The following is a 20648-nucleotide window of genomic DNA, read 5'->3' as shown; positions in this document are numbered from 1 at the left end:
GGTAAATCCACCTTGCTGCGTCTTGTGATGGGACTGGAAACCCCCGACGGGGGCCAGGCCGGCCTGGGGGAGCACAACGTGGTGGCGGGCTACTTCGAGCAGCACCAGGCCGAAGCCCTCAATCTCGAGAGCAGCGTCGTCGACACCCTGTTCGAGGCCGTGCCCGACTGGACCCAGACCCAGGTGCGCTCGCTGCTGGGCAATTTCGGCTTCAGCAACGACGACGTGTTCAAGGAGGTGGGCCAGCTCAGCGGCGGCGAGAAGGCCCGCCTGGCGCTGGCGCTGATGCTCCTGACCCCGTGCAACCTTCTGGTGCTGGACGAACCCACCAACCACCTCGACATTCCCGCCAAGCAGATGCTGGAGTCGGCCTTGCAGGGCTACGAAGGGGCCGCGCTGATCGTCTCCCACGACCGCTACTTCATCTCCCAGGTGGCCAACCGCATCGTGGAGTTGCGCGACGGCGAACTGGTGCTCTACCGGGGCGACTACGCCTATTACCTGGAGAAAAAAGCCGAAGAGGCCGAAGCCCAAAGGCTCGCCCAGCAGGAACGGGTGAAACAGGCCCGCCAGGAGGCCAACCGGCAGAAACAGAAGGACAAGACCCAGTCACGCCGCGCCCGCGCCGGCAGCTGAACGGCAAAGCGCGGCCTTCAGCCTTGAATCAACTGAATCTCTAAAGCAAGCACAAACAACTTCATCCTTCAGTAGGCAAAAAGACTCAACTGTCTGGACCCGCCGGAATGATCTCCATATCCTGACCTTATCCCCATTCCCAGGTCCGGCGCATGACCCATTCCTTCGGCCACCCCCCTGCCAGCCAAAGCGGACCAGGCTCCCACCAACCCGCTCTGGGCATGGCCGTGATCGCCACCGCCACCAGCCTCGGCCACGACGAAGGCGGTGATTCGGTGGAGAGCTACTTCGAGTGCATTACCACCTGCTCCCTTGACGACGGTGAGTGCATCACCCAGTGCGTGGAGCAGCTCCGGGAGCACCACTGAGCCCCCTCCAGCGCCAGCCCAAACGCCTCGGCGCCATGGGCAGATGCTGACAAAAAATCGGTAACTCTGTGCCGGTCGCTACGCGAGCACCCGAAACACTTCGTAGCATTGACGTGGCTTCACTGCCCCGTCGCGATGCCTCGTATGTCCGAACCGCTCGCCCTCAGCCTTGGCCAAAAGTTTGAGCTGGAGCGCATGACCCGCATGATCGATTCCACTGGGGATCCCCAGTCGTTGCGTGGTCTGGCCAAGCAACTGCTGCAGGCCTGGCACACCCAGAAAGCCGCCACGGAATGGATCATGCGCCAGCAGCTGGGAACCCCCAGCCAGTTCGGAGGCCTGGCGAGGTCTGCAGCTGTCCCATCCCGTGAGAGCTCCTCCCAGCCAAACGTCAACGGTTCGATGGATGTCCTCTGAACCAGGGATCAGCGCTGATCCCATCCAGAGGGGAGCCCATGGTTGCCATGGTGCTCTCCTCGTCTGCATGGATCATCACTTCGGCGCTTACCGGGCTTGTCTCCTGCCACTTTCCATGCCCGTGGGCACCACCTCAAGCTGAACCGGGGTGCCGCCCCGCATCACCTTGAGCGCCATCGGCCGCCCGACACCATTGGCCTCCACGGCGTCCACCATCTGAGACGGACCGGCCACCGGCTTGCCTGCCGCCGCCACGATCACGTCTCCACTGCGCAGACCAGCTCTTGAGGCTGGGCCTCCAGGCATCACCGAACGCACCAGCGCACCCCCACTCAGGCTGCGCTTCAGCTCGGGGGGAAGGTTGTCGAGCCCCACGCCGATCATCGGGTGACTGACCCGGCCCGTGGCCAGCAATTGATTGGCGATCTCCCGGGCCCGGTTGATCGGAATGGCAAAGCCCAGGCCCGCTCCGGGACCTGAGCGCACCAGGGTGTTGATCCCCACCACTTCACCGTCGGCATTGAGCAGGGGGCCACCGGAATTGCCCGGATTGATCGCCGCATCGGTCTGAATCAGATCCAGCCGCTTGTCAGTGATGCCCAGCTTGGCCACGTTGCGGTTGAGGTTGCTGACGATGCCCATGGTCACGGTGTTATCCAGCCCGTAGGGGTTTCCCACCGCAATCGCCCAGTCACCCACCTGAAGAGCATCGGAATTGCCCAGGGGGGCCACAGGCCAGGGGCCTGGCTCCATCAGCCGCACCAGGGCCAGATCGGTGAGGTTGTCGAGGCCGATCACCTTGCCCTCCGTGCGACGGCCATCCTTGAGCCCCACGAAGACCCGGTCAGTTTTCTCGACCACATGGGCATTGGTGAGGATCAGACCATTGGACTGGAAGATCACGCCGCTGCCCTGGCCCCGCTCAGTGCGCTGACTGGGCTGCTGGGCCTGGGGGAAAAAACGCCGGAAGAAAGGATCGAGCATCATTCCCGGCGGCAGTCCGCCGCTGCCCGGGCGAACAACGGTGCGCTCGGTGTCGATCGTGACCACGGCCGGACCTGAGCGGCGCACCGCATCGGCCACGAACGACTGGCGGGAGAGGGACGCCGCCGCCGCAGGCCTGGCCAGGGCAGGCAGGGGAGCAAGCGGCAGCAGCGGAGATCCCAGCAGCAGGGCCAGGGGCAGAACAGGACTCATGGACCGACGCCAGAGGGACTTCATCGTCGTCACGTCAGAGGTTCACAAGGGTTTTTGGACCGTAACGGCAGTGGCGGGCTGCACGTAAGGCCGGTCACCCGCCAAGGTGTGACGAAGTGCAGCGGGATGGCCCAGACAAAAGGCCAGACCAACGCCTAGGCTTTACAAAGATTTGCAAACGAACCATGGATACGAGCTCGATGTTGCTCATTTTCCTTGCCTTTGGAGCCGCTTGCAGCAGCCTCTGGGCCTGGAAGCTCGCCCAGGGAGCCTCATCCAGGCAATGATGGAGGTGTGAGCGGGATTTTCCCAGCACCGCCGAGCCGCCAATGGCACCGTTGTTGTCTCAGATCTTTCCGATCCTCTACGGAGCTTGCCTGCTGATTCTCCTCTGGCAGGCTTTTAAGGTGATGGCCAGGGGATTTTCGGCTGTCCCTCGCCCGGGCGATCCAGGCAGCTCAATGCCCATGGCTCCAAGTCAGGCTGACGAGGCCCAGCTCAAAGGAGACCGCACGGGCAGGCTCACCATCCACCCCGAGCTCCTCGATGCCGATGGGCAGATCACCTCTGAGGATCTGCTCACCGTGCGCTTCGGTGGAGACAACGATCCCCCCAAGCTCCCGGCCCAGACCGACTGATCCGGCTCCTTCATATCTTGGGGCGATCCTTCCGGCTGGTACAACCGGTTGGTGAACCCGAGTTCTGGCGGAGGCCGAGAATTGGATCAGAAAACACGCATTGTGGCGGCCGTGCTGCGCGGACTGAAGCTGCCGCCCCGTTTCCGCCTTCACCTGATCAAAGACGACCCCATCCGCCTGGAGCTGAGCCTGACCCCTGCCTATGGCAAAGACCCGATTCTGGTGGGGCTGGTGGAATCTCAGGACCTGGTGGCCCGCCGCGACCGTGAAGGCCGCATCCCCCGAGACCTGCAGGGCACCTGGGACTGGACCGTGCGCCACGGCAAAGTCAGCACCGGCGGCTGGAACCCTTACCTCAAAGAGGCCCTCCAGACCATGTTCGAAACGGGCCTGCCGGCGATTGTGTACGAGGAAACCACCGGAGAGGTCTACCACCCGGTGGATGGGGCCCGTCACGTGCGCTGATCAGCGGGAGCTTCGGCTCTGTGATCATTCCAACGTGTGGCGACGAAACGTGGCCATCAACACCGCCCACCCCACCCGGCGGCGTTAAAACATCGGCATCCACTTCTTCCGATTTTCTTCATGTCCTCTCTGGGCCTGTCCGTCGGGCCGCTTGTGCGCTTGCTGGCCTCCCTGGGATTGCTCAGCACCGCCCTGCTGGCCCTTGTCCTGCGGCTCCTAGGTTGAGCCTCCTGGCACCGCTCCAGACGCTTTCGCCTGCGGGGCCCATCACCCCCTGCTGAACTCCATGAGCTTCCCCTGCAGCCGCCACGGGGAAGCGTTGCCGATCGACCCGCTGCTGCCGGAGATCCTGCACCAACTTCCCCCCGGCGGCACCCTTCTTCTTCAGGCCCCGCCCGGGGCCGGCAAAACCACCCGCGTCCCCCTTGCCCTGCTGCAGCACTTGGCCACCGGCCAGGGTGAGCTGGGCAGCATCCTGATGCTCGAGCCCCGTCGGCTCGCGGCCAAAGCCGCCGCCACCCGCCTGGCCGAAGCCCTCGGAGAGCCTGTTGGCGCCCTGGTGGGCTACCGCGTGAGGCTGGAGCAGTGCTGTTCCAGAGCAACCCGCCTGGAGGTGCTCACCGACGGTCTTTTTCTGCGCCGTCTTCAGGACGATCCTGCCCTCGACGGTGTGGCGGCAGTGATCTTCGATGAATTTCACGAGCGTCGCAGCGACGCCGATCTCGCCCTGGCCCTGTTGCGGGAAGCCCGCCCTCTGCTGAATCCCCAGCTGCGGCTGCTGGTGATGTCGGCCACACTCAACCTGCAACCCCTCAGCCAGCAACTTCCGGACGCGGTGGTGCTCAGCTGCGAGGGGCGCAGCCATCCGGTGGAGCTGCACCACCAACTGCCACGGGAGCGGGAGCCGCTGGGGGCCCAGGTGGTGCGCGCCCTCGAGGGCCACTGGCTGCAGGAGGAGGAGTGCGAAGCCGGTACGGCCCTGGTGTTCCTGCCGGGCCAACGGGAGATCCAGCAGGCGCTGCGCGCGATCGAGAACACCAGTTGGGGCCAGCGGACGGAGCTCCATACCCTGCACGGAGGCCTGTCTCTTGAGGCCCAGGGTCGCGCCATCGACGCCAGCCTCCATGCCGGCGGCAAGGTGGTGCTCACCACCGCAATCGCCGAAAGCTCCCTCACGATCGAGGGCGTTCGTCTGGTGGTCGACAGCGGTCTGAGCCGGCGCGCCCGCTTCGATCCCCGCACCGGCATGGACGGACTGGTCACCCGGCCCGCCAGCCAGGCCAGCGCCGAGCAGCGGCGGGGCAGGGCCGGGCGCCTGGGGCCCGGCTGCTGCGTGAGGCTCTGGTCGGCGGCAGAGCAGCAACGGCGGCCGGCCTACGACCCGCCCGAGCTGCTGGAAGCGGATCCCCTGCCCCTGGTGCTGCAACTCGCCCGCTGGGGGGCCGGCCTGGGGGAATCGCTCCCCTGGCTGGACCCGCCGCCGCAGGCCGCCCTGCGCCAGGGACTGGAGCTGCTCACTCAGCTGGGCGCCGTCGACCAGCAGGGGGTTCTCACCGCCCATGGCCGGGCCATGGCCCAGCTGGGACTGCATCCCCGCCTGGCTCACATGCTGCTGGAAGGCCAGCGCCTGGGCAGGGCCCGGCTGGCTTGCGAGCTGGCGACCCTGCTCAATGAACGCGATCCCCTGGCGGGCCAGGGGGCGGGCAGCGATCTGATGGCCCGCCTCGACTGGCTGCGCCAGGACGGGCGTGACCCCCGGCGAGGGCCGCTCAGGCAGCTCTGCCGACAACTCCAGCAGCAGTTGCAGGGGACCTCCCTGCCAGCAGCCGGCACCTCCTGTCTGGCCGAGGCTGAGGCGGCAGCATGGCTTCTGAGCTGCGCCTATCCCGAGCGGATCGCCCTGGCACGCCTGGAGGGGCAGGGGCGCTTTCTCATGCGCAGTGGCCGCGGGGCCCAACTGCCGGCCCACGACCCCCTGGCTGGCCACACCGTGCTGGCGGTGGCAACGGTGGACGGCAGCGGCAGCGATGTGCGCATCCTCCAGGCCTTGCCGCTGCAGCGCCAGAGCCTGGAGAGACTTCATGCCGAGCAGGGCTGCCAGCTGCCACTGGTGAGCTGGGAACCGGCCGAGCGACGGGTGCGGGCCGTGATCGAGCGGCGGCTCGGGGCCCTAGTGCTGGAGCGTCGCCCCTGGGACGACCCACCAGAGGCGGCTGTGCTGGCGGCGGTGCTGGAAGGCATCCGTTCGCTCGGTCTTGGGGTGCTGCCCTGGACCCGCGACAGCCGTGACCTGCAACACCGCCTCACCCTGGCCCACGCTCGCCTGGGAAAACCCTGGCCCGATCGCAGCGAGGCAGCGTTGGAGCGAGAGCTGGAGGAGTGGCTGGGAGATCAGCTGCTCGGCCTGCGTGCCCTGGACGAACTACGCCAGCTCGACCTGAAGGAAGGGCTCTGGAGCGGGCTGCCCTGGGAGCAACGCCAGGAGCTGGAACGCCTGCTCCCCAGCCAGATCGTCCTTCCCACCGGGCGCAAGGCCCGACTGGACTACGGCAGTGGCGAGCCCGTGCTCGCCGTGAAACTCCAGGAACTGTTTGGTCTGAGCGAGGGGCCCAGAGTTCTGGAGGGTGTGCTGCCGGTGAGCCTGCATCTGCTCTCCCCAGCCAGGCGCCCGGTGCAGATCACCCAGGATCTGGGCGGTTTCTGGCGGGGAAGCTATGCCCAGGTGCGCCGGGAGCTCAGGGGGCGCTACCCCAGGCATCCCTGGCCAGAAGATCCGGCTCAGGCCGTGCCCACTGCCGCCACCAGCCGCGCCCAGGCCCGCAACCGTCAGGGATCAGCCAGGACGCCATGAGTCAATCGAAGAGGTGGGCGAAGCCGAAGTGGTGCAGCCCCTCAACGATGCCGTCGCAACCATGGCCCACCGCCGGGAAAGTGGCTGGCAAGCGGGGTAGATGAAGGCGCAGGGCCGGCTCGGCATTGCCGACCATGATCCCCGGGAGTCCGGTCTGGAACATGGCCAGATCGTTGAGGCTGTCCCCGGCCGTCACCACCTGGCGGGGGTCGAGCTCCAGCCAGCCCAGCAGCTCCATGAGGGTGGAGCCCTTGTTGACTCCACCAGGGAGCACATCGAAGTAGCGGCCGCCCGAGTGCAGGCAATCGACACCCTCAGCCTCCAGGCGGGGGACCAGTCCGTGGTCGAAGCTCTCAGGGTCGTAGTCGTAGGCGAGGTGCCGATCGACGCTGATGGGCTCGGCACTCAGGCCCGGCTGGCCCCTCAGCAGGGGCTCGAGCCGCTGCTGCAGCCCCCGCCAGCGCCGCTCGATCGGATCGACGGCCAGGGGCACGAGCTGGAGGCTGGCGCCGCAAGCCACTGTGCAACCCACATCACCGATCACCAGGTGGGGAGCCCCCAGCCCAAGGCGTGGTTCCTGCCTCAGCAACCGGGACACCGAGCCAAGGTCGCGCCCCGTGCAGAACACATGCAGCACCTGCTCCCGGCGCGATCTCAGCCAGCCGTAGAGGCGCTGGCGTCCGGACATGGGCCCCTCCAGCAGGGTGCCATCGAGATCCGTGACCAGGACCAGGTCCGGACTGCTGGGCAGGGGAGCGGACAACTGCCCTTGAAGACGCCGTCGTCGAGCGCCTACCGGAACGCCGGTCATGGAAGCTGCCTCAACGAGACGGAATCGCAGCTCCGAGAAGGCAGACCGGCAGGCCGGAAATCCGAACAGCAAATTGGCTGCATCCAAGCGTCAAGCAAGCTCCAAGATTCGTTACAATATGAATGTCCGCTGGATCCACTCATGTCTGACGCCACCCAACCCCGCTTCGGTTTCGTCAACTTCGCTGAAACCTGGAACGGCCGCCTGGCCATGCTCGGTTTCGTGATCGGCCTGGCCACCGAACTGCTCACCGGCCAAGGCATTCTCTCCCAGATCGGCCTGGGTTGAGCCGCCGAGATCACTCTCGGCTGGTTTCCGGGCTTCGTACTCTGACAACTCCGTCGTCTCTGTCAGGTGGAGGCGGTGGGGTTTTTAACGGCTCTGGCCATCTCCACACCTGCTGGAGGGGCAGGCCCAGCACCCAAATCTCCTCTCGCCTGAGCCGTCAGCCAGAATCGGCAATTCCCTCGGCGGTTCGTGCCTTTGGCTCCGTTCTTCGTCAAGAATCGGCGTGATGGATCACGCCTGCTGAGCTCAGTCCTGGTGATCGCCACGGCAGGTCTGATTCGTTTCGACCATCCGTTCGGCCGCCTGCTCTTTCTGGCGGCCTCCGCGATCAGCCTCTACTGGGGATATTGCTACGGGCGGCTGGAGCATTGATTCGCGCGACTTCCAGCGGGGGCCCGGAGCTGGCGGCAGACGCTAGTGGCCAGCCTTTGCCCCGTTACAGCGTCAGCGACCTGAACCGCTCGATCGGGAGCCTGCTGGAGCGTGGCTTCGCCCCCCGCTTTCTGCTGGAGGCCACGGTCTCGAGGCCACAGCTGAAGAAAGGCCATCTCTGGATGACACTCCTGGATGAGACCGCCTCGATTTCGGCGGTGGTCTGGGCGTCTGCGCTTCCGCGGCTGAGCTTCACACCAGCCGATGGCGATGGGGTAATCGTCGTCGGCAAGCTCAACTTCTGGGGGGCTCGTGCCAGTCTCTGCGTCCAGGCTCTCGACATCCGCCCCAGCCTGAGCAGCGTTCTGCGCCAGTTCGAGCGAGTCAGGGAGCGCCTTGAGGGCAGCGGCTTGTTCGATCCCTCCAGCAAAAGGCCCCTGCCTGAATTCCCCACGGTGATCGCGCTGCTCACCAGCAGCCCCAGCTCCGCCCTGGCCGACATGCTGCGCACCGCCGCTGAACGCTGGCCAGCCACCAAGATTCTGGTGGGGCCCATCCCCGTACAAGGTGCCGTTCAGACCAGCATCTGCACAGCCCTGGAGCTGGTCGGTCAAGCCGCCGGACGGCTGGGCATCGAAGCCGTGGTACTGGCCCGCGGCGGTGGCAGCCGCGAAGATCTCGCCGTATTCGACAGCGAAGAGGTGGCCCTGACCCTGGGGGCCCTGAACCTGCCGGTGGTCACCGGTCTTGGCCACGAAGACGACACCACAATCGCCGACCTGGTGGCCGATTACCGGGCCGCTACGCCCACGGCAGCGATCGTGGCCCTGCTGCCCGACCAGCGAACCCTGCGCCAGGAGCTGCGGCAACGGCAGGAGCTGCTGCGTCAGACCCTGCGCTGGAGAGTGGATCTGGAGCAGCAACAGCTGGTCGTGCAGCGCCAGCGCCTGCAGCAACACCACCCCCAGGCGCTGTTACAGCGATACCGGACGCAATTGCAGCAACGGCGCCAGCTGCTGGAGGCCCTCTCGCCCAGGCAACTACTCAAACGAGGATTCTGTCTGGTGCGTGGCGAAGCCGGCCAGCTTTTGCGCTCGATCGAGCAGGTGGAGGTGGGCCAGAGCCTGCGGGTTCAATGGTTGGATGGAACCGCCGACGTCCGCGTCCTCGAGCGTCGTCACGAGCACCCAGATCCATGAGCAGCCGCAAGCGTCAGCCCCCTTCCCCGGAGCCGGCCGAGGACAGCTGGCTCGAGGAAACTCAGCAATTGACGTTCGCCCAGAGCCGCACGGCCCTAGAACTCACCCTGGCGGCGCTGCAGTCGGAGGAGCTGGAGGTGGAGGCCATGGCCGGGCTGTACAGACGTGCCGTGGCCTACGCCGATCGCTGTGAGCAGGTGCTGCAGCAGGTGCAGCAGCAAGTTGAAGAGTTAGACCAGAACGCCCTGGAGACCCAACCATGACGCCAGCCATCAACGAAGCCGTCTCAGTGCCCAGCAGTGAGACCACCGTCGCCACAGCCCTGATCACATCGGCATCACCATCGCCCTGGTTGCAATGGATCTACCTGGCTCTAGCCGTGGTTGGCGCCATCTTCCCATGGCTTGCCAACGCTGAATTCATCCGCGACTACGGTCAGGCCTTCGACTTGGCACAGTTCATCGAATTGGCCAACGCCAACCCCGCGGCCCGGTCGCTGTCGCGCGATCTGCTGATTGGAGCGACGGCCGTCACATTCTGGATGATCAGTGAAGCCCGCCGGTTAAAAATGCGCGGACTTTGGATCGTTCTGCTCGGCAGTGTGACGATCGCCTTTGCCTTTGCGGCTCCATTCTTTCTCTTCCTGAGAGAGCGACGTCTGCTCGAGATCAGCCGCGGGAGTTCGACCAAGTCATGATGCAAGCGATAGTCGTTCAGCTCAGGTGATCAGGGCGACGATCGTTTCGTCAAGGGAGTTTGACCGGCCTGGAGCGATGATGACCAGCTTTCAACGCGAGTCAACGTCCCTCGACTCCACATCGATCGTGACATCGCTCACATCGAGATTGCCATCGTTGGGAGGCCCTTGAGAGGTTGCCCCACCGCTTGTCCAGAGCCAACTTGCGAGCCCCCTGGGCACCGGCTGATCAACCGGAGCAGACTGGGAGTAAGGGACTGGAGCTCTGTCAGCTTCACTGGAAAGTGGAGCACCACAAGCGGGGCAGGTTGTTGAGGCCATGCTGGTGAGTCCACAGACCGTACAAGTACGCACCCGTCGCTTCAGGATCTGAAAGGCAAGGGCTCCAGCACCGGCCAGAAGCAACGGCAGCAGGAGCACAGCCAAGGTGAGACCGCCCAGCAGGTCAAGCAGCAGGCGGCCCAGTGGGGTGGGTGCGGCCAGCAACAGGCCAGCCAGCAGAATCCAGAACCAGGGCAACTGCCGGTTCATCAGCGCTGAAAGCGTGAATCACGCTCCAACCAGCGCTCAAGGGCTGCGAGCGCCTCCACCCCGGCCCAGGCACAGACCAAAGCACCGATCAGGAAAGCTGCAATGAAACCGGCCACAATCAGCATTGGAACCAGGGTCAGGGTGAAAAACATCCCGACGACACAGGCACCGACTCCAGCACACAGCAACAGGAGTGCCGTGGGGAGTGGACGCAAGGTCAGGCTTGATTTGGCCACCACAACATCTTCAGGTTCAATCATCGTCGCTCACTTCTGCAGAGTTTTGACAGAGGGGCGGGTGCGGATCTCCGAAGAGCCATCAGCGGGTTCCCCCTTGGGAATCCTGTTGAAGGGGAGATGCCTGAGTGAGGCCAAAGTGAAGGTCAAAGCGCTCGGTCGCCGTTGAGCCCGAAGTGGCCAATACTACGCTGTAAGCCACTCCGAAATAATAGATCAGCCCCAATAACCACACCCACAGGGTCAGAACCAGGACACCACCGATCAATCCATAAGCCTGGAAGCGCGTACCTAAAGACACGATACTTCGACCAACAGCCAGGTTCAACAGTGTATACGCAGATCCAACAAGAACTGAACCAGGCAACAGCAAGTGCCAACTGATTCTCCGAGAAGGCAACAACCGCAGCAAGCCAAGTGACACCAATGAAGCTATCAGTAAAGACACCAGCAGATCAGCGAGCGCAGATACCGGGAACAGGTAGCGGTACACCCAGGCAAGAGGTGCGGCCGTCAACCCACGCCAGGTTTCAAAGCCCATGAAGCGAAGATTGACGGTCAGTTGATCCATGACAAACAAAGTTCCAACAGCCAGCAGGAACATCGTGGCCTTCAGGCGCAGCATCAGGAAACGTCTGACAACGAGGACCACGTTCTGAACAACAGGCAGTGGTGTCTCCACAATCCTGACGCGGGAGTCTCGCACGAATCGCAGGGACCAGAGATGATCAGTGCCGCGCTGCAGGCTGAGATACGCATTGCTGGCGGTGATCAACAACACTGCCACACCAAGAAAGCCAGCACCGCCGCGTTGCCTATAAAGCTGAACCAGGGTCGATTGCACAACTCGCTGAGCTGATTCCGGCAAAAGTTGGGATGTCCAATCAAGGATCTGACTGGTCAGACCATCATCACGTCCCAGAATCCAACTGGCCAGCGCAAGGATGATCAAGAGAACCGGAAAGAATGATTGAAGAGTGTGATAAGCAAAAGCCGCACTCAGATCAACACAATCAAAATGGTTCCAGAGTCGACAAGACCACCACAACCGACGCATGAACCGCTTCAGGCGCTTCCTAGCACGATCAACTGTCTGATCGGCCTCCGAGGAATCCACGTCTTGCCTAGCAGGTCAGAATCAATATCATCTTAAGCGCTCCCTGCCAAGACGGCTCAATACGCCTGCCCCAGACGCCTGCCCGCGAAAGCGACAAGGCAACATTCGGGCGCTCCTTTTTCGCAAGGTCACTACCTGCAACCTGAATAAATCCACTCCCAGGATGAGGCTAGCCGCGAACACACAAAAAGCCACAAAAAAAGCCACCCGTAGGTGGCTTTTTTTGTCCCTTCTCAGCTTTGCTGAGTCAAGAATTGAGCGTTCAGATTGTTTTATCCTGGCATTGAGCTATTTTTGCAGGAAGCTACCCTCCAACTATCGTCGCCGCTACTGCGTTTCACAACCGAGTTCGAGATGGATCGGAGTGGGTCCACAGTGCCATGAACACCAGGAAAGAATCTGTTCACTCTCAGGTGATCCCTGAGAACTACATAGGTAATCGACTTGGCTTTCACCTCATCGGTCTGCAAACTCAGCAACTCATGCTCGTCTTGAGCAGGGCCAAGTGTTGGTCAAGCCCTCGGTCTATTAGTACTCCTCCGCTTCACACATTGCTGCGCTTCCACGTAGAGCCTATCAACGGGTGTTCTTCCCGTGACCTTACTGGCTTAAGCCATGAGAACACTCATCTTGAGGTGGGCTTCCCACTTAGATGCTTTCAGCGGTTATCCTCTCCGCACATGGCTACCCAGCGTTTACCGTTGGCACGATAACTGGTACACCAGAGGTGCGTTCCTCCCGGTCCTCTCGTACTAGGGAGAACTCCTCTCAATGTTCTTACGCATGCACCGGATATGGACCGAACTGTCTCACGACGTTCTGAACCCAGCTCGCGTACCGCTTTAATGGGCGAACAGCCCAACCCTTGGGACCGACTTCAGCCCCAGGTTGCGATGAGCCGACATCGAGGTGCCAAACCTCCCCGTCGATGTGAACTCTTGGGGGAGATCAGCCTGTTATCCCTAGAGTAACTTTTATCCGTTGAGCGACGGCCCTTCCACTCAGAACCGTCGGATCACTAAAGCCGACTTTCGTCCCTGTTCGACTTGTTGGTCTCACAGTCAAGCTTGCTTCTGCTTTTACACTCGTCGGCTGATTTCCAACCAGCCTGAGCAAACCTTTGCGCGCCTCCGTTACCTTTTAGGAGGCGACCGCCCCAGTCAAACTGCCCACCTGATACTGTCCCCTCCCCGGATAACGGGTGAAGGTTAGAACCCTAGCTCTGAAAGAGTGGTATCTCACCGTTGGCTCACCATGACCCGCAAGCCATGGATCAAAGCCTCCCACCTATCCTGCGCATTCAGAGCCCGGGCACAATACCAAGCTACAGTAAAGCTTCATAGGGTCTTTCTGTCCGGGTGCACGTAGTCCGCATCTTCACAGACAATTCTATTTCGCCGAGCCTCTCTCCGAGACAGCGCCCAGATCGTTACGCCTTTCGTGCGGGTCGGAACTTACCCGACAAGGAATTTCGCTACCTTAGGACCGTTATAGTTACGGCCGCCGTTCACCGGGGCTTCAGTCGCTAGCTTCGCTTGCGCTGACCAGCTTCCTTAACCTTCCGGCACTGGGCAGGCGTCAGCCCCCATACATCGTCTTGCGACTTAGCGGAGACCTGTGTTTTTGGTAAACAGTCGCCTGGGCCTCTTCACTGCGACCACCTTGCGGTGGCACCCCTTCTCCCGAAGTTACGGGGCCATTTTGCCGAGTTCCTTAGAGAGAGTTATCTCGCGCCCCTCGGTATTCTCTACCACCCCACCTGTGTCGGTTTCGGGTACAGGCCGTCATGCCTTAACGGGTATAGGGCTTTTCTTGGAAGCTTGACATCACCCACTTCGCTGCCGTAGCAGCTCGTACTCACGCCTCCGCTCAGGGTGTTTTCACCACCCCTCAACGCCTCGAACGCTTGAACCAGTAACCAACATCTGGCTGGGCTAGCCTTCTCCGTCCCCCTTCCCAAAACATGACAGGTACAGGAATGTTGACCTGTTGTCCATCGACTACGCCTTTCGGCCTCGCCTTAGGTCCTGACTAACCCTCCGCGGACGAGCCTGCCGGAGGAACCCTTAGGGTTTCGGGGCATGGGATTCTCACCCATGTTTTCGCTACTCAAGCCGACATTCTCACTTCCATGCAGTCCACGCCCGCTTACGCTAACGCTTCGCCCCACATGGAACGCTCCCCTACCATTTGAATGTTCCTAAGAACAATTAAATCCGCAGCTTCGGTACAATGCTTAGCCCCGTTCATTTTCGGCGCAGAATCGCTCGACCAGTGAGCTATTACGCACTCCTTTGAGGATGGCTGCTTCTAGGCAAACCTCCTGGTTGTCTGGGCAATCCCACCTCCTTTATCACTCAGCATTGATTTGGGGACCTTAGCTGGCGGTCTGGGCTGTTTCCCTTTCGACCATGGAGCTTATCCCCCACAGTCTGACTGCCTAGTTTCACACAGGGTATTCAGAGTTCGTATCGATTTGGTACCGCTCTCGCAGCCCGCACCGAAACGGTGGCTTTACCCCCCTGCTATAGCACTAGACGCTACGCCTCAACGTATTTCGGGGAGAACCAGCTAGCTCCGGGTTCGATTGGCATTTCACCCCTAACCACAGCTCATCCGCTGATTTTTCAACATCAGTCGGTTCGGACCTCCACTTGGTATCACCCAAGCTTCATCCTGGCCATGGTTAGATCACCCGGGTTCGGGTCTATAAACACTGACGATCGCCCTATTCAGACTCGCTTTCGCTATGGCTCCACCATTCCCGGTTTAACCTGCCAGTGCCTATAAGTCGCCGGCTCATTCTTCAACAGGCACACGGTCACCCGATCAGTCGGGCTCCCATTGCTTGTAAGCTCACGGTTTCATGTTCTATTTCACTCCCCTCCCGGGGTTCTTTTCACCTTTCCCTCGCGGTACTGTTGCGCTATCGGTCACACAGGAGTACTTAGCCTTACGAGGTGGTCCTCGCAGATTCATACGGAATTTCACGTGCTCCGTACTACTCGGGATACAGCTAGGCCAGATTTGTTTTCGCGTACGGGGCTTTCACCCTCTATGGCGCGCCTTTCAAACGCTTCCACTAACGTCACTGGTCCACGTTGCTGTCCCACAACCCCGATGGTCGGAACCATCGGTTTAGGCTCTTCCCCGTTCGCTCGCCGCTACTTAGGGAGTCGTTTTTACTTTCCTTTCCTCCAGCTACTAAGATGTTTCAGTTCGCTGGGTTGGCTCGTGCCAGCCTATGGATTCAGCTGGCCGTTCTAGGGGTTGCCCCATTCGGAAATTCCCGGATCAAAGCGTGTTTCCAGCTCCCCGAGACTTATCGCAGGTAACTACGTCCTTCATCGCCTCTGTGTGCCAAGGTATCCACCGTGAGCCCTTTGTAGCTTGACCAATTTATCTCCACATCACCTTGCTGCGGTTGTACGCAGATTCTCCTGCTTTCATCCTCAACGCCTGATCAACTGAATTTCTTCAATTGATCTCGCATTGACTCTGAAAACAAGATCAAACCCGATTCTTTCGGCAAGAACCAGGAGCAATGTGGAGTCTCGGCTCCTACTCTAGAATCGCTTCAAGAACAAACGTTGATCCCAGCAGCCAAAGCCACCAGAATCATCGACTGCTCATGAAGCATCCATGAGATGCTTTATTTACAGACTTACCTATGCAGTTGTCAAGGTTCTACTGAACACCGCAACCATCAGCCTTTCAGCTGATCATGCTGGAGTCCAGCGTCTTTTCAATCAAGGCCTATGGAAGTAGCTGATTCGCATCAAGATACTGATCAAACCTTAAAATGAAAGGAAGCTAGAGTCCTTTTCTCAGTACAATCATCTAAAATCACCACCACAAGCTCTCTCCCTCTGCTTTCGCGATCCGGGCGGGTTGGTCAGTGGAGGTTAGCGGACTCGAACCGCTGACATCCTGCTTGCAAAGCAGGCGCTCTACCAACTGAGCTAAACCCCCAAACACGAATGGGCCATCCTGGACTTGAACCAGGGACCTCACCCTTATCAGGGGTGCGCTCTAACCACCTGAGCTAATGGCCCAGGGATACCCTTGCGGGGTGACCTAGACAAAGTTTAGGAACTGAAAAGACATCCACGACAGCTCAGTGGTCTCTCCATCGCTGGAGCAACCTCTGGCTTCGTCTCTGTCGGTTGAGGTACCGATTAACCATCGAGATGACAGGATCATGGCCTAGCAATAAATGAGCCAGACATCAAGATCAGTTATTGTCTCCCTGTTAGGAGGTGATCCAGCCGCACCTTCCGGTACGGCTACCTTGTTACGACTTCACCCCAGTCATCAGCCCCACCTTCGGCGTCCTCCTCCCTTGCGGGTTGGAGTAACGACTTCGGGCATGGCCAACTTCCATGGTGTGACGGGCGGTGTGTACAAGGCCCGGGAACGTATTCACCGCAGTATGCTGACCTGCGATTACTAGCGATTCCTCCTTCACGTAGGCGAGTTGCAGCCTACGATCTGAACTGAGCCACGGTTTATGGGATTTGCTAGCTCTCGCGAGTTTGCTGCCCTTTGTCCGTAGCATTGTAGTACGTGTGTAGCCCAGGATGTAAGGGGCATGATGACTTGACGTCATCCACACCTTCCTCCGGTTTATCACCGGCGGTCTCTCTAGAGTGCCCAACTGAATGCTGGCAACTAAAGACGTGGGTTGCGCTCGTTGCGGGACTTAACCCAACATCTCACGACACGAGCTGACGACAGCCATGCACCACCTGTCACTGCGTTCCCGAAGGCACTCCCAAGTTTCCAAGGGATTCGCAGGATGTCAAACCCTGGTAAGGTTCTTCGCGTTGCATCGAATTAAACCACATACTCCACCGCTTGTGCGGGCCCCCGTCAATTCCTTTGAGTTTCACACTTGCGTGCGTACTCCCCAGGCGGAACACTTAACGCGTTGGCTACGACACCGGAAGGGTTAATTCTCCCGACACCTAGTGTTCATCGTTTACGGCCAGGACTACAGGGGTATCTAATCCCTTTCGCTCCCCTGGCTTTCGTCCATGAGCGTCAGTTATGGCCCAGCAGAGCGCCTTCGCCACTGGTGTTCTTCCCGATATCTACGCATTTCACCGCTACACCGGGAATTCCCTCTGCCCCTACCACACTCTAGCCTTGTAGTTTCCATTGCTGAAATGGAGTTGAGCTCCACGCTTTAACAACAGACTTTCAAGGCCGCCTGCGGACGCTTTACGCCCAATAATTCCGGATAACGCTTGCCACTCCCGTATTACCGCGGCTGCTGGCACGGAATTAGCCGTGGCTTATTCCTCAAGTACCGTCATGTCTTCTTCCTTGAGAAAAGAGGTTTACAGCCCAGAGGCCTTCGTCCCTCACGCGGCGTTGCTCCGTCAGGCTTGCGCCCATTGCGGAAAATTCCCCACTGCTGCCTCCCGTAGGAGTCTGGGCCGTGTCTCAGTCCCAGTGTGGCTGATCATCCTCTCAGACCAGCTACTGATCGATGCCTTGGTGAGCCATTACCTCACCAACTAGCTAATCAGACGCGGGCTCATCCCCAGGCGAAATTCGTTTCACCTCTCGGCATATGGGGTATTAGCGGCCGTTTCCGGCCGTTATCCCCCTCCTGAGGGCAGATTCCCACGCGTTACTCACCCGTCCGCCACTAGCCCGAAGGCTCGTTCGACTTGCATGTGTTAAGCACGCCGCCAGCGTTCATCCTGAGCCAGGATCAAACTCTCCGTTGTAGTCATCATTCCTGTAAACTCTAATTCACATAACCTTGGCTTTCGCTAAAATCATGCCAACTATCATCGCAAATGATGTCGCCGTTACCCAATAACCTGACTTGCGTCAATCATCAGTTAAGGCCTCCTTCTAGCCAGAAGGGTTCGAGAGTGCATCACACAACATGCCAACCTCAATCACAACAACCTTCACAGATAACCTTTCGCGCTCATTCCTCATCAGAGTCTCCCCTGACAATCGAGTCTCGATCACTCATCCATGCGGTCGCCGCAACGTCTTTCAGCTGCTCGTGCAACGACTTTCCAAATCACTCAGATCCGGTCGCACCGTCTCTCACCTGAACATTCATTGAAAAAATCACCCGTGAAAGTAATCTTCTCAAAACTCAGGCAAAATCCTGATGCTTTTTTCTTTTGACGGGACCTCACACCTTTGCTGCTATCTCGTCAGACTCCTAAGCTCGGCTTAAGCCATGCCTCCCTTGCAGGAGCTCATTGCTCATCACCTCGCTTTGGCTTCTGACGCAGCAAAAGCGTCAGTTCCTAAACTTTTTAGTTGTCCAGGTGCGCTTCCCTCAGCCTCTCGGCCTCCGGTGGCTCGCGGTGGTCTCCCAACCGCTTTTGAAACTTACAACATCGTCGGCCGGCTCTCGCCTCCTCCTGGTTGTAAGCCCTGCAGCGCTCGCCTTCCGGCTCACGCGCAGTCCAAAAACATACCACAGGTTCGGCCGCAGTTGCTGCAAGCACCTGACGAGCGCCGCGCTGAGCAGCCCAGATCGCCTGTCCTGTCTATGGTTTCGCAGGAACCGGCCCCGTTCAAGAGGAGTCCAGGCTTGGCGACACATTTCAGCCAGGAGCGGCTTCGCATCCGCCCCAGCTCCCGAGAAGACGCTGTTGTGGCCAGTGCCCGCGAAAAATTCGAGCGCACTCTGGTGTCGGTGCAGGGCTCCCTGGTGGGATCGGTGGCCGCCCTGGAGCATCCCCGCAGCCACGGCTCCCTCAATTACGGCGAAGTGTTTCTGCGCGACAACGTGCCGGTGATGATTCACCTGCTCCTGGAGGGTCGCTTTGACATTGTTCGTCACTTTCTGAGCGTCTGCCTTGACCTTCAGAGCAGCACCTACCAGACCCGTGGCGTCTTCCCCACCAGCTTCATCGAGGAGAACGGCCAGCTGATGGCCGACTACGGACAACGCTCGATCGGACGGATCACCTCGGTGGACGCCAGCCTGTGGTGGCCGATCCTGTGCTGGTACTACGTCAAGCGCAGCCAGGACTGGGAGTTCGGAGCCAGCCAGAAGGTGCAGCGGGGGGTGCAGCTGCTGCTCGATCTGGTGATGCACCCCACCTTCGAGGGCACACCGGTGCTGTTCGTTCCAGACTGCTCCTTCATGATCGACCGTCCGATGGACGTGTGGGGAGCCCCGCTGGAGGTGGAGGTCCTCCTGTTCGGCTGCCTTCGCAGCTGCGGCCATTTGATGGAGATCGCCCGACGTGACCGCAGCAGCCGCTTGCTGGAGCAGCGGCTCGAGCTCACCCGCCAGTGGATCCACGACCTCCGCTCCTTTCTGCTCAAGCACTACTGGGTCACCAGCAAGACGATGCAGGTGCTGCGCCGCCGACCCACCGAGCAATACGGCGACCATCAGCATGAAAACGAGTTCAATGTGCAGCCCCAGGTGATCCCCGACTGGCTCCAGGACTGGCTGGAAAACCGCGGCGGCTACCTGATCGGCAACATCCGCACGGGGCGTCCGGACTTCCGCTTCTACAGCCTGGGCAATTCCCTGGCGTGCCTGTTCGGACTGCTCACCGCACCGCAGCAGCGGGGCCTCTTCCGCTTGGTGCTGCACAACCGCAGCCACCTGATGGCGCAGATGCCGATGCGGATCTGCCATCCCCCCATGGAAGCGGCCGAGTGGATGACCAAGACCGGTTCCGATCCCAAGAACTGGCCGTGGAGCTACCACAACGGAGGCCACTGGCCGAGCCTGCTCTGGTATTTCGGTGGGGCCATCCTTCAGCATGAGCAAAACCACCCGCGGGCGGATGCACTGCTGATGGGGCAGGCCAAAGCCATGCTCGAGGAGTGTTACTGGTCACAGCTGAACCAGTTGCCGCGCCAGCAGTGGGCTGAGTACTTCGATGGACCCACCGGCACGTGGGTGGGGCAGCAATCCCGCACCTACCAGACCTGGACCATCGTTGGCTTTCTGCTGCTTCACCACCTGCTGCGTGTCAATCCCGCCGACGTGTCGGTGCTCTCGATCGACGCGCCACCATAAAAAAAGCCGCCGAGGTCAACGGCGGCTGCAATGAACAATGGGAAGGAGGCGAGAAGTTAGATCAAGATCTGTCCAGGTCGAGATCTGTCCGATCGACTTCAGAACAAGCCGAGGGTGAGTGACTTGTCGATGGGCAGAGCGGCACCGATGCCCAGGTAGATCGTGAACACTGTTCCGAACAGGAAGGCGGCCATGGCCACAGGCCTGCGGAAGGGGTTCTGGAACTTGTTGAAGCTCTCGATGAAGGGGATGAGCATCAGGCCCAAGGGGACCATCGTCTGCAGGGCAATGCCCAGAAGCTTGTTGGGGACGACCCGAAGGATCTGGAAGACGGGGTAGAGGTACCACTCCGGCAGGATTTCGAGAGGTGTGGCGAAGGGATCAGCCTTGTCGCCGAGCATGGCTGGATCCAGCACTGCTAGGCCCACCACCATGGCGATGGTGCCCAGGATCACCACCGGGAAGATGTAGAGGAGATCGTTGGGCCAGGCAGGCTCTCCGTAGTAGTTGTGACCCATGCCCTTGGCCAGCTTGGCCCGCAAGCTGGGGTCGCTGAGATCAGGCTTCTTGAGGATGTGCATCGAAAGCACCGAGTGTGGGGTGAGAGGAGTGAAAAGGCTGAATCAGTTGATCGTGGCTGGAGACCAGATCACAAAGGACCGGAGATGCCCTGCTTGCGGATCATCAGGAAGTGCATGAGCATGAACACGGCCAGCAGCTAGGGCCTCACGAAGGTATGCAGGCTGTAGAAGCGGGTGAGCGTGGCCTGACCGACGCTCTCACCACCACGCAGCAGCTCGAC

General features: G+C 60.6%; 17 protein-coding genes, 2 tRNA genes, 3 rRNA genes and 1 pseudogene. 12 read left to right on the top strand and 11 right to left on the bottom strand.

Going from position 1 to position 20648, the window contains the following annotated elements:
• The 3 genes from KBY78_RS06225 to KBY78_RS06215 all read left to right on the top strand — a co-directional run.
• A partial coding sequence (locus KBY78_RS06225) for an ATP-binding cassette domain-containing protein (protein ID WP_255142856.1) occupies nt 1-636 on the top strand: 636 nt, incomplete at its 5' end.
• Nucleotides 637-788: 152 nt separating this feature from the next.
• Entirely contained in the window at nt 789-1004 is a 216-nt protein-coding gene (locus KBY78_RS06220) for a hypothetical protein (RefSeq protein WP_255142858.1), read from the top strand.
• Between the two features lie 135 nt (nt 1005-1139).
• A complete protein-coding gene (locus KBY78_RS06215; RefSeq protein ID WP_255142855.1) occupies nt 1140-1421 on the top strand; it encodes a hypothetical protein in 282 nt (93 codons plus the stop codon).
• Between the two features lie 87 nt (nt 1422-1508).
• On the opposite strand, the gene KBY78_RS06210 is transcribed toward KBY78_RS06215, so the two are convergent.
• A complete protein-coding gene (locus tag KBY78_RS06210) occupies nt 1509-2618 on the bottom strand; it encodes a trypsin-like peptidase domain-containing protein (protein ID WP_255142854.1) in 1110 nt (369 codons plus the stop codon).
• Nucleotides 2619-2947: 329 nt separating this feature from the next.
• On the opposite strand from KBY78_RS06210, the gene KBY78_RS06205 reads away from it, so the two are divergent.
• The 3 genes from KBY78_RS06205 (at nt 2948) to hrpB (ending at nt 6572) form a co-directional block, all read left to right on the top strand.
• Complete coding sequence (locus KBY78_RS06205) at nt 2948-3256, top strand: DUF2973 domain-containing protein (RefSeq protein WP_255142853.1); 309 nt, start codon at nt 2948-2950, stop codon at nt 3254-3256.
• Nucleotides 3257-3337: 81 nt separating this feature from the next.
• Nucleotides 3338-3721: a hypothetical protein gene (locus KBY78_RS06200; RefSeq protein ID WP_255142852.1), complete on the top strand. Its 384-nt coding sequence runs from the start codon at nt 3338-3340 to the stop codon at nt 3719-3721.
• A gap of 286 nt (nt 3722-4007) precedes the next feature.
• A complete protein-coding gene (hrpB, locus tag KBY78_RS06195) occupies nt 4008-6572 on the top strand; it encodes an ATP-dependent helicase HrpB (RefSeq protein ID WP_255142851.1) in 2565 nt (854 codons plus the stop codon).
• Between the two features lies 1 nt (nt 6573).
• Here hrpB and KBY78_RS06190 read toward each other — a convergent pair whose 3' ends face one another.
• A complete protein-coding gene (locus tag KBY78_RS06190; RefSeq protein WP_255142850.1) occupies nt 6574-7383 on the bottom strand; it encodes an HAD family hydrolase in 810 nt (269 codons plus the stop codon).
• Between KBY78_RS06190 and KBY78_RS06185 the strand changes: the two genes are divergently transcribed.
• From KBY78_RS06185 to KBY78_RS06165, 5 genes are all read left to right on the top strand, one after another.
• The gene (locus tag KBY78_RS06185; protein ID WP_255142849.1) at nt 7342-7671 is read left to right on the top strand and encodes a chlorophyll a/b-binding protein; all 330 of its coding nucleotides are present in this window, start codon (nt 7342-7344) and stop codon (nt 7669-7671) included. The two genes, KBY78_RS06190 and KBY78_RS06185, sit on opposite strands and share 42 nt — an antisense overlap.
• Nucleotides 7672-7860: 189 nt before the next feature.
• On the top strand, nt 7861-8043 hold the full coding sequence (locus KBY78_RS06180; protein WP_255142857.1) for a hypothetical protein: 183 nt from the start codon (nt 7861-7863) through the stop codon (nt 8041-8043).
• A 56-nt stretch (nt 8044-8099) separates the two neighbouring features.
• Entirely contained in the window at nt 8100-9242 is a 1143-nt protein-coding gene (xseA, locus tag KBY78_RS06175; protein ID WP_255142848.1) for an exodeoxyribonuclease VII large subunit, read from the top strand.
• Nucleotides 9239-9505 carry an exodeoxyribonuclease VII small subunit gene (gene xseB, locus KBY78_RS06170; RefSeq protein WP_006172185.1) on the top strand — a complete coding sequence of 89 codons (267 nt, stop codon included), beginning with the start codon at nt 9239-9241 and terminating at the stop codon, nt 9503-9505. Before xseA ends, xseB begins: the two co-directional genes overlap by 4 nt.
• Nucleotides 9502-9939, top strand: coding sequence for a DUF2834 domain-containing protein (locus KBY78_RS06165; protein ID WP_255142847.1), 438 nt, complete (start codon nt 9502-9504; stop codon nt 9937-9939). The genes xseB and KBY78_RS06165 overlap by 4 nt, the downstream gene beginning before the upstream one ends.
• A gap of 530 nt (nt 9940-10469) precedes the next feature.
• Here the strand turns inward: KBY78_RS06165 and KBY78_RS06160 are convergent.
• From KBY78_RS06160 to KBY78_RS06130, 7 genes are all read right to left on the bottom strand, one after another.
• Entirely contained in the window at nt 10470-10730 is a 261-nt protein-coding gene (locus KBY78_RS06160; RefSeq protein WP_006172193.1) for a hypothetical protein, read from the bottom strand.
• Between the two features lie 58 nt (nt 10731-10788).
• Nucleotides 10789-11763, bottom strand: coding sequence for a YihY/virulence factor BrkB family protein (locus KBY78_RS06155; protein WP_255142846.1), 975 nt, complete (start codon nt 11761-11763; stop codon nt 10789-10791).
• Between the two features lie 335 nt (nt 11764-12098).
• Nucleotides 12099-12215 (bottom strand): 5S ribosomal RNA (gene rrf, locus KBY78_RS06150).
• A 116-nt stretch (nt 12216-12331) separates the two neighbouring features.
• Nucleotides 12332-15219 (bottom strand): 23S ribosomal RNA (locus tag KBY78_RS06145).
• A gap of 503 nt (nt 15220-15722) precedes the next feature.
• A tRNA-Ala gene (locus tag KBY78_RS06140) sits at nt 15723-15795 on the bottom strand.
• 9 nt (nt 15796-15804) lie between these two features.
• Nucleotides 15805-15878, bottom strand: a tRNA-Ile gene (locus KBY78_RS06135).
• A 197-nt stretch (nt 15879-16075) separates the two neighbouring features.
• Nucleotides 16076-17561: ribosomal RNA gene (locus tag KBY78_RS06130) — 16S ribosomal RNA — on the bottom strand.
• Together the 16S, 23S and 5S rRNA genes with 2 tRNA genes alongside form the textbook arrangement of a ribosomal RNA operon.
• Nucleotides 17562-18394: 833 nt before the next feature.
• Between KBY78_RS06130 and KBY78_RS06125 the strand changes: the two genes are divergently transcribed.
• Nucleotides 18395-19846 carry a glycoside hydrolase 100 family protein gene (locus KBY78_RS06125; protein ID WP_255142845.1) on the top strand — a complete coding sequence of 484 codons (1452 nt, stop codon included), beginning with the start codon at nt 18395-18397 and terminating at the stop codon, nt 19844-19846.
• A 98-nt stretch (nt 19847-19944) separates the two neighbouring features.
• On the opposite strand, the gene petD is transcribed toward KBY78_RS06125, so the two are convergent.
• Together petD and KBY78_RS06115 are read right to left on the bottom strand one after the other, a co-directional pair.
• On the bottom strand, nt 19945-20427 hold the full coding sequence (petD, locus tag KBY78_RS06120) for a cytochrome b6-f complex subunit IV (protein ID WP_006173477.1): 483 nt from the start codon (nt 20425-20427) through the stop codon (nt 19945-19947).
• 68 nt (nt 20428-20495) lie between these two features.
• A pseudogene (locus KBY78_RS06115) lies at nt 20496-20648 on the bottom strand (cytochrome b N-terminal domain-containing protein); the annotation flags it as partial.

It is taken from the genome of Synechococcus sp. EJ6-Ellesmere, from assembly GCF_024345875.1.
Taxonomy (GTDB): domain Bacteria; phylum Cyanobacteriota; class Cyanobacteriia; order PCC-6307; family Cyanobiaceae; genus Regnicoccus_A; species Regnicoccus_A antarcticus.
Note: the sequence above shows the minus strand (reverse complement) of the source record. Positions and strands in the feature narration are given on the sequence as shown.

Bases quoted from the DNA above. Each gene is read 5' to 3' on its own strand.
- KBY78_RS06220 (WP_255142858.1), top strand. From the start codon at position 789: ATGACCCATTCCTTCGGCCACCCCCCTGCCAGCCAAAGCGGACCAGGC.
- KBY78_RS06215 (WP_255142855.1), top strand. From the start codon at position 1,140: ATGCCTCGTATGTCCGAACCGCTCGCCCTCAGCCTTGGCCAAAAGTTT.
- KBY78_RS06210 (WP_255142854.1), bottom strand. From the start codon at position 2,618: ATGAGTCCTGTTCTGCCCCTGGCCCTGCTGCTGGGATCTCCGCTGCTG.
- KBY78_RS06205 (WP_255142853.1), top strand. From the start codon at position 2,948: ATGGCACCGTTGTTGTCTCAGATCTTTCCGATCCTCTACGGAGCTTGC.
- hrpB (WP_255142851.1), top strand. From the start codon at position 4,008: ATGAGCTTCCCCTGCAGCCGCCACGGGGAAGCGTTGCCGATCGACCCG.
- KBY78_RS06190 (WP_255142850.1), bottom strand. From the start codon at position 7,383: ATGACCGGCGTTCCGGTAGGCGCTCGACGACGGCGTCTTCAAGGGCAG.
- xseB (WP_006172185.1), top strand. From the start codon at position 9,239: ATGAGCAGCCGCAAGCGTCAGCCCCCTTCCCCGGAGCCGGCCGAGGAC.
- KBY78_RS06165 (WP_255142847.1), top strand. From the start codon at position 9,502: ATGACGCCAGCCATCAACGAAGCCGTCTCAGTGCCCAGCAGTGAGACC.
- KBY78_RS06160 (WP_006172193.1), bottom strand. From the start codon at position 10,730: ATGATTGAACCTGAAGATGTTGTGGTGGCCAAATCAAGCCTGACCTTG.
- KBY78_RS06155 (WP_255142846.1), bottom strand. From the start codon at position 11,763: ATGCGTCGGTTGTGGTGGTCTTGTCGACTCTGGAACCATTTTGATTGT.
- petD (WP_006173477.1), bottom strand. From the start codon at position 20,427: ATGCACATCCTCAAGAAGCCTGATCTCAGCGACCCCAGCTTGCGGGCC.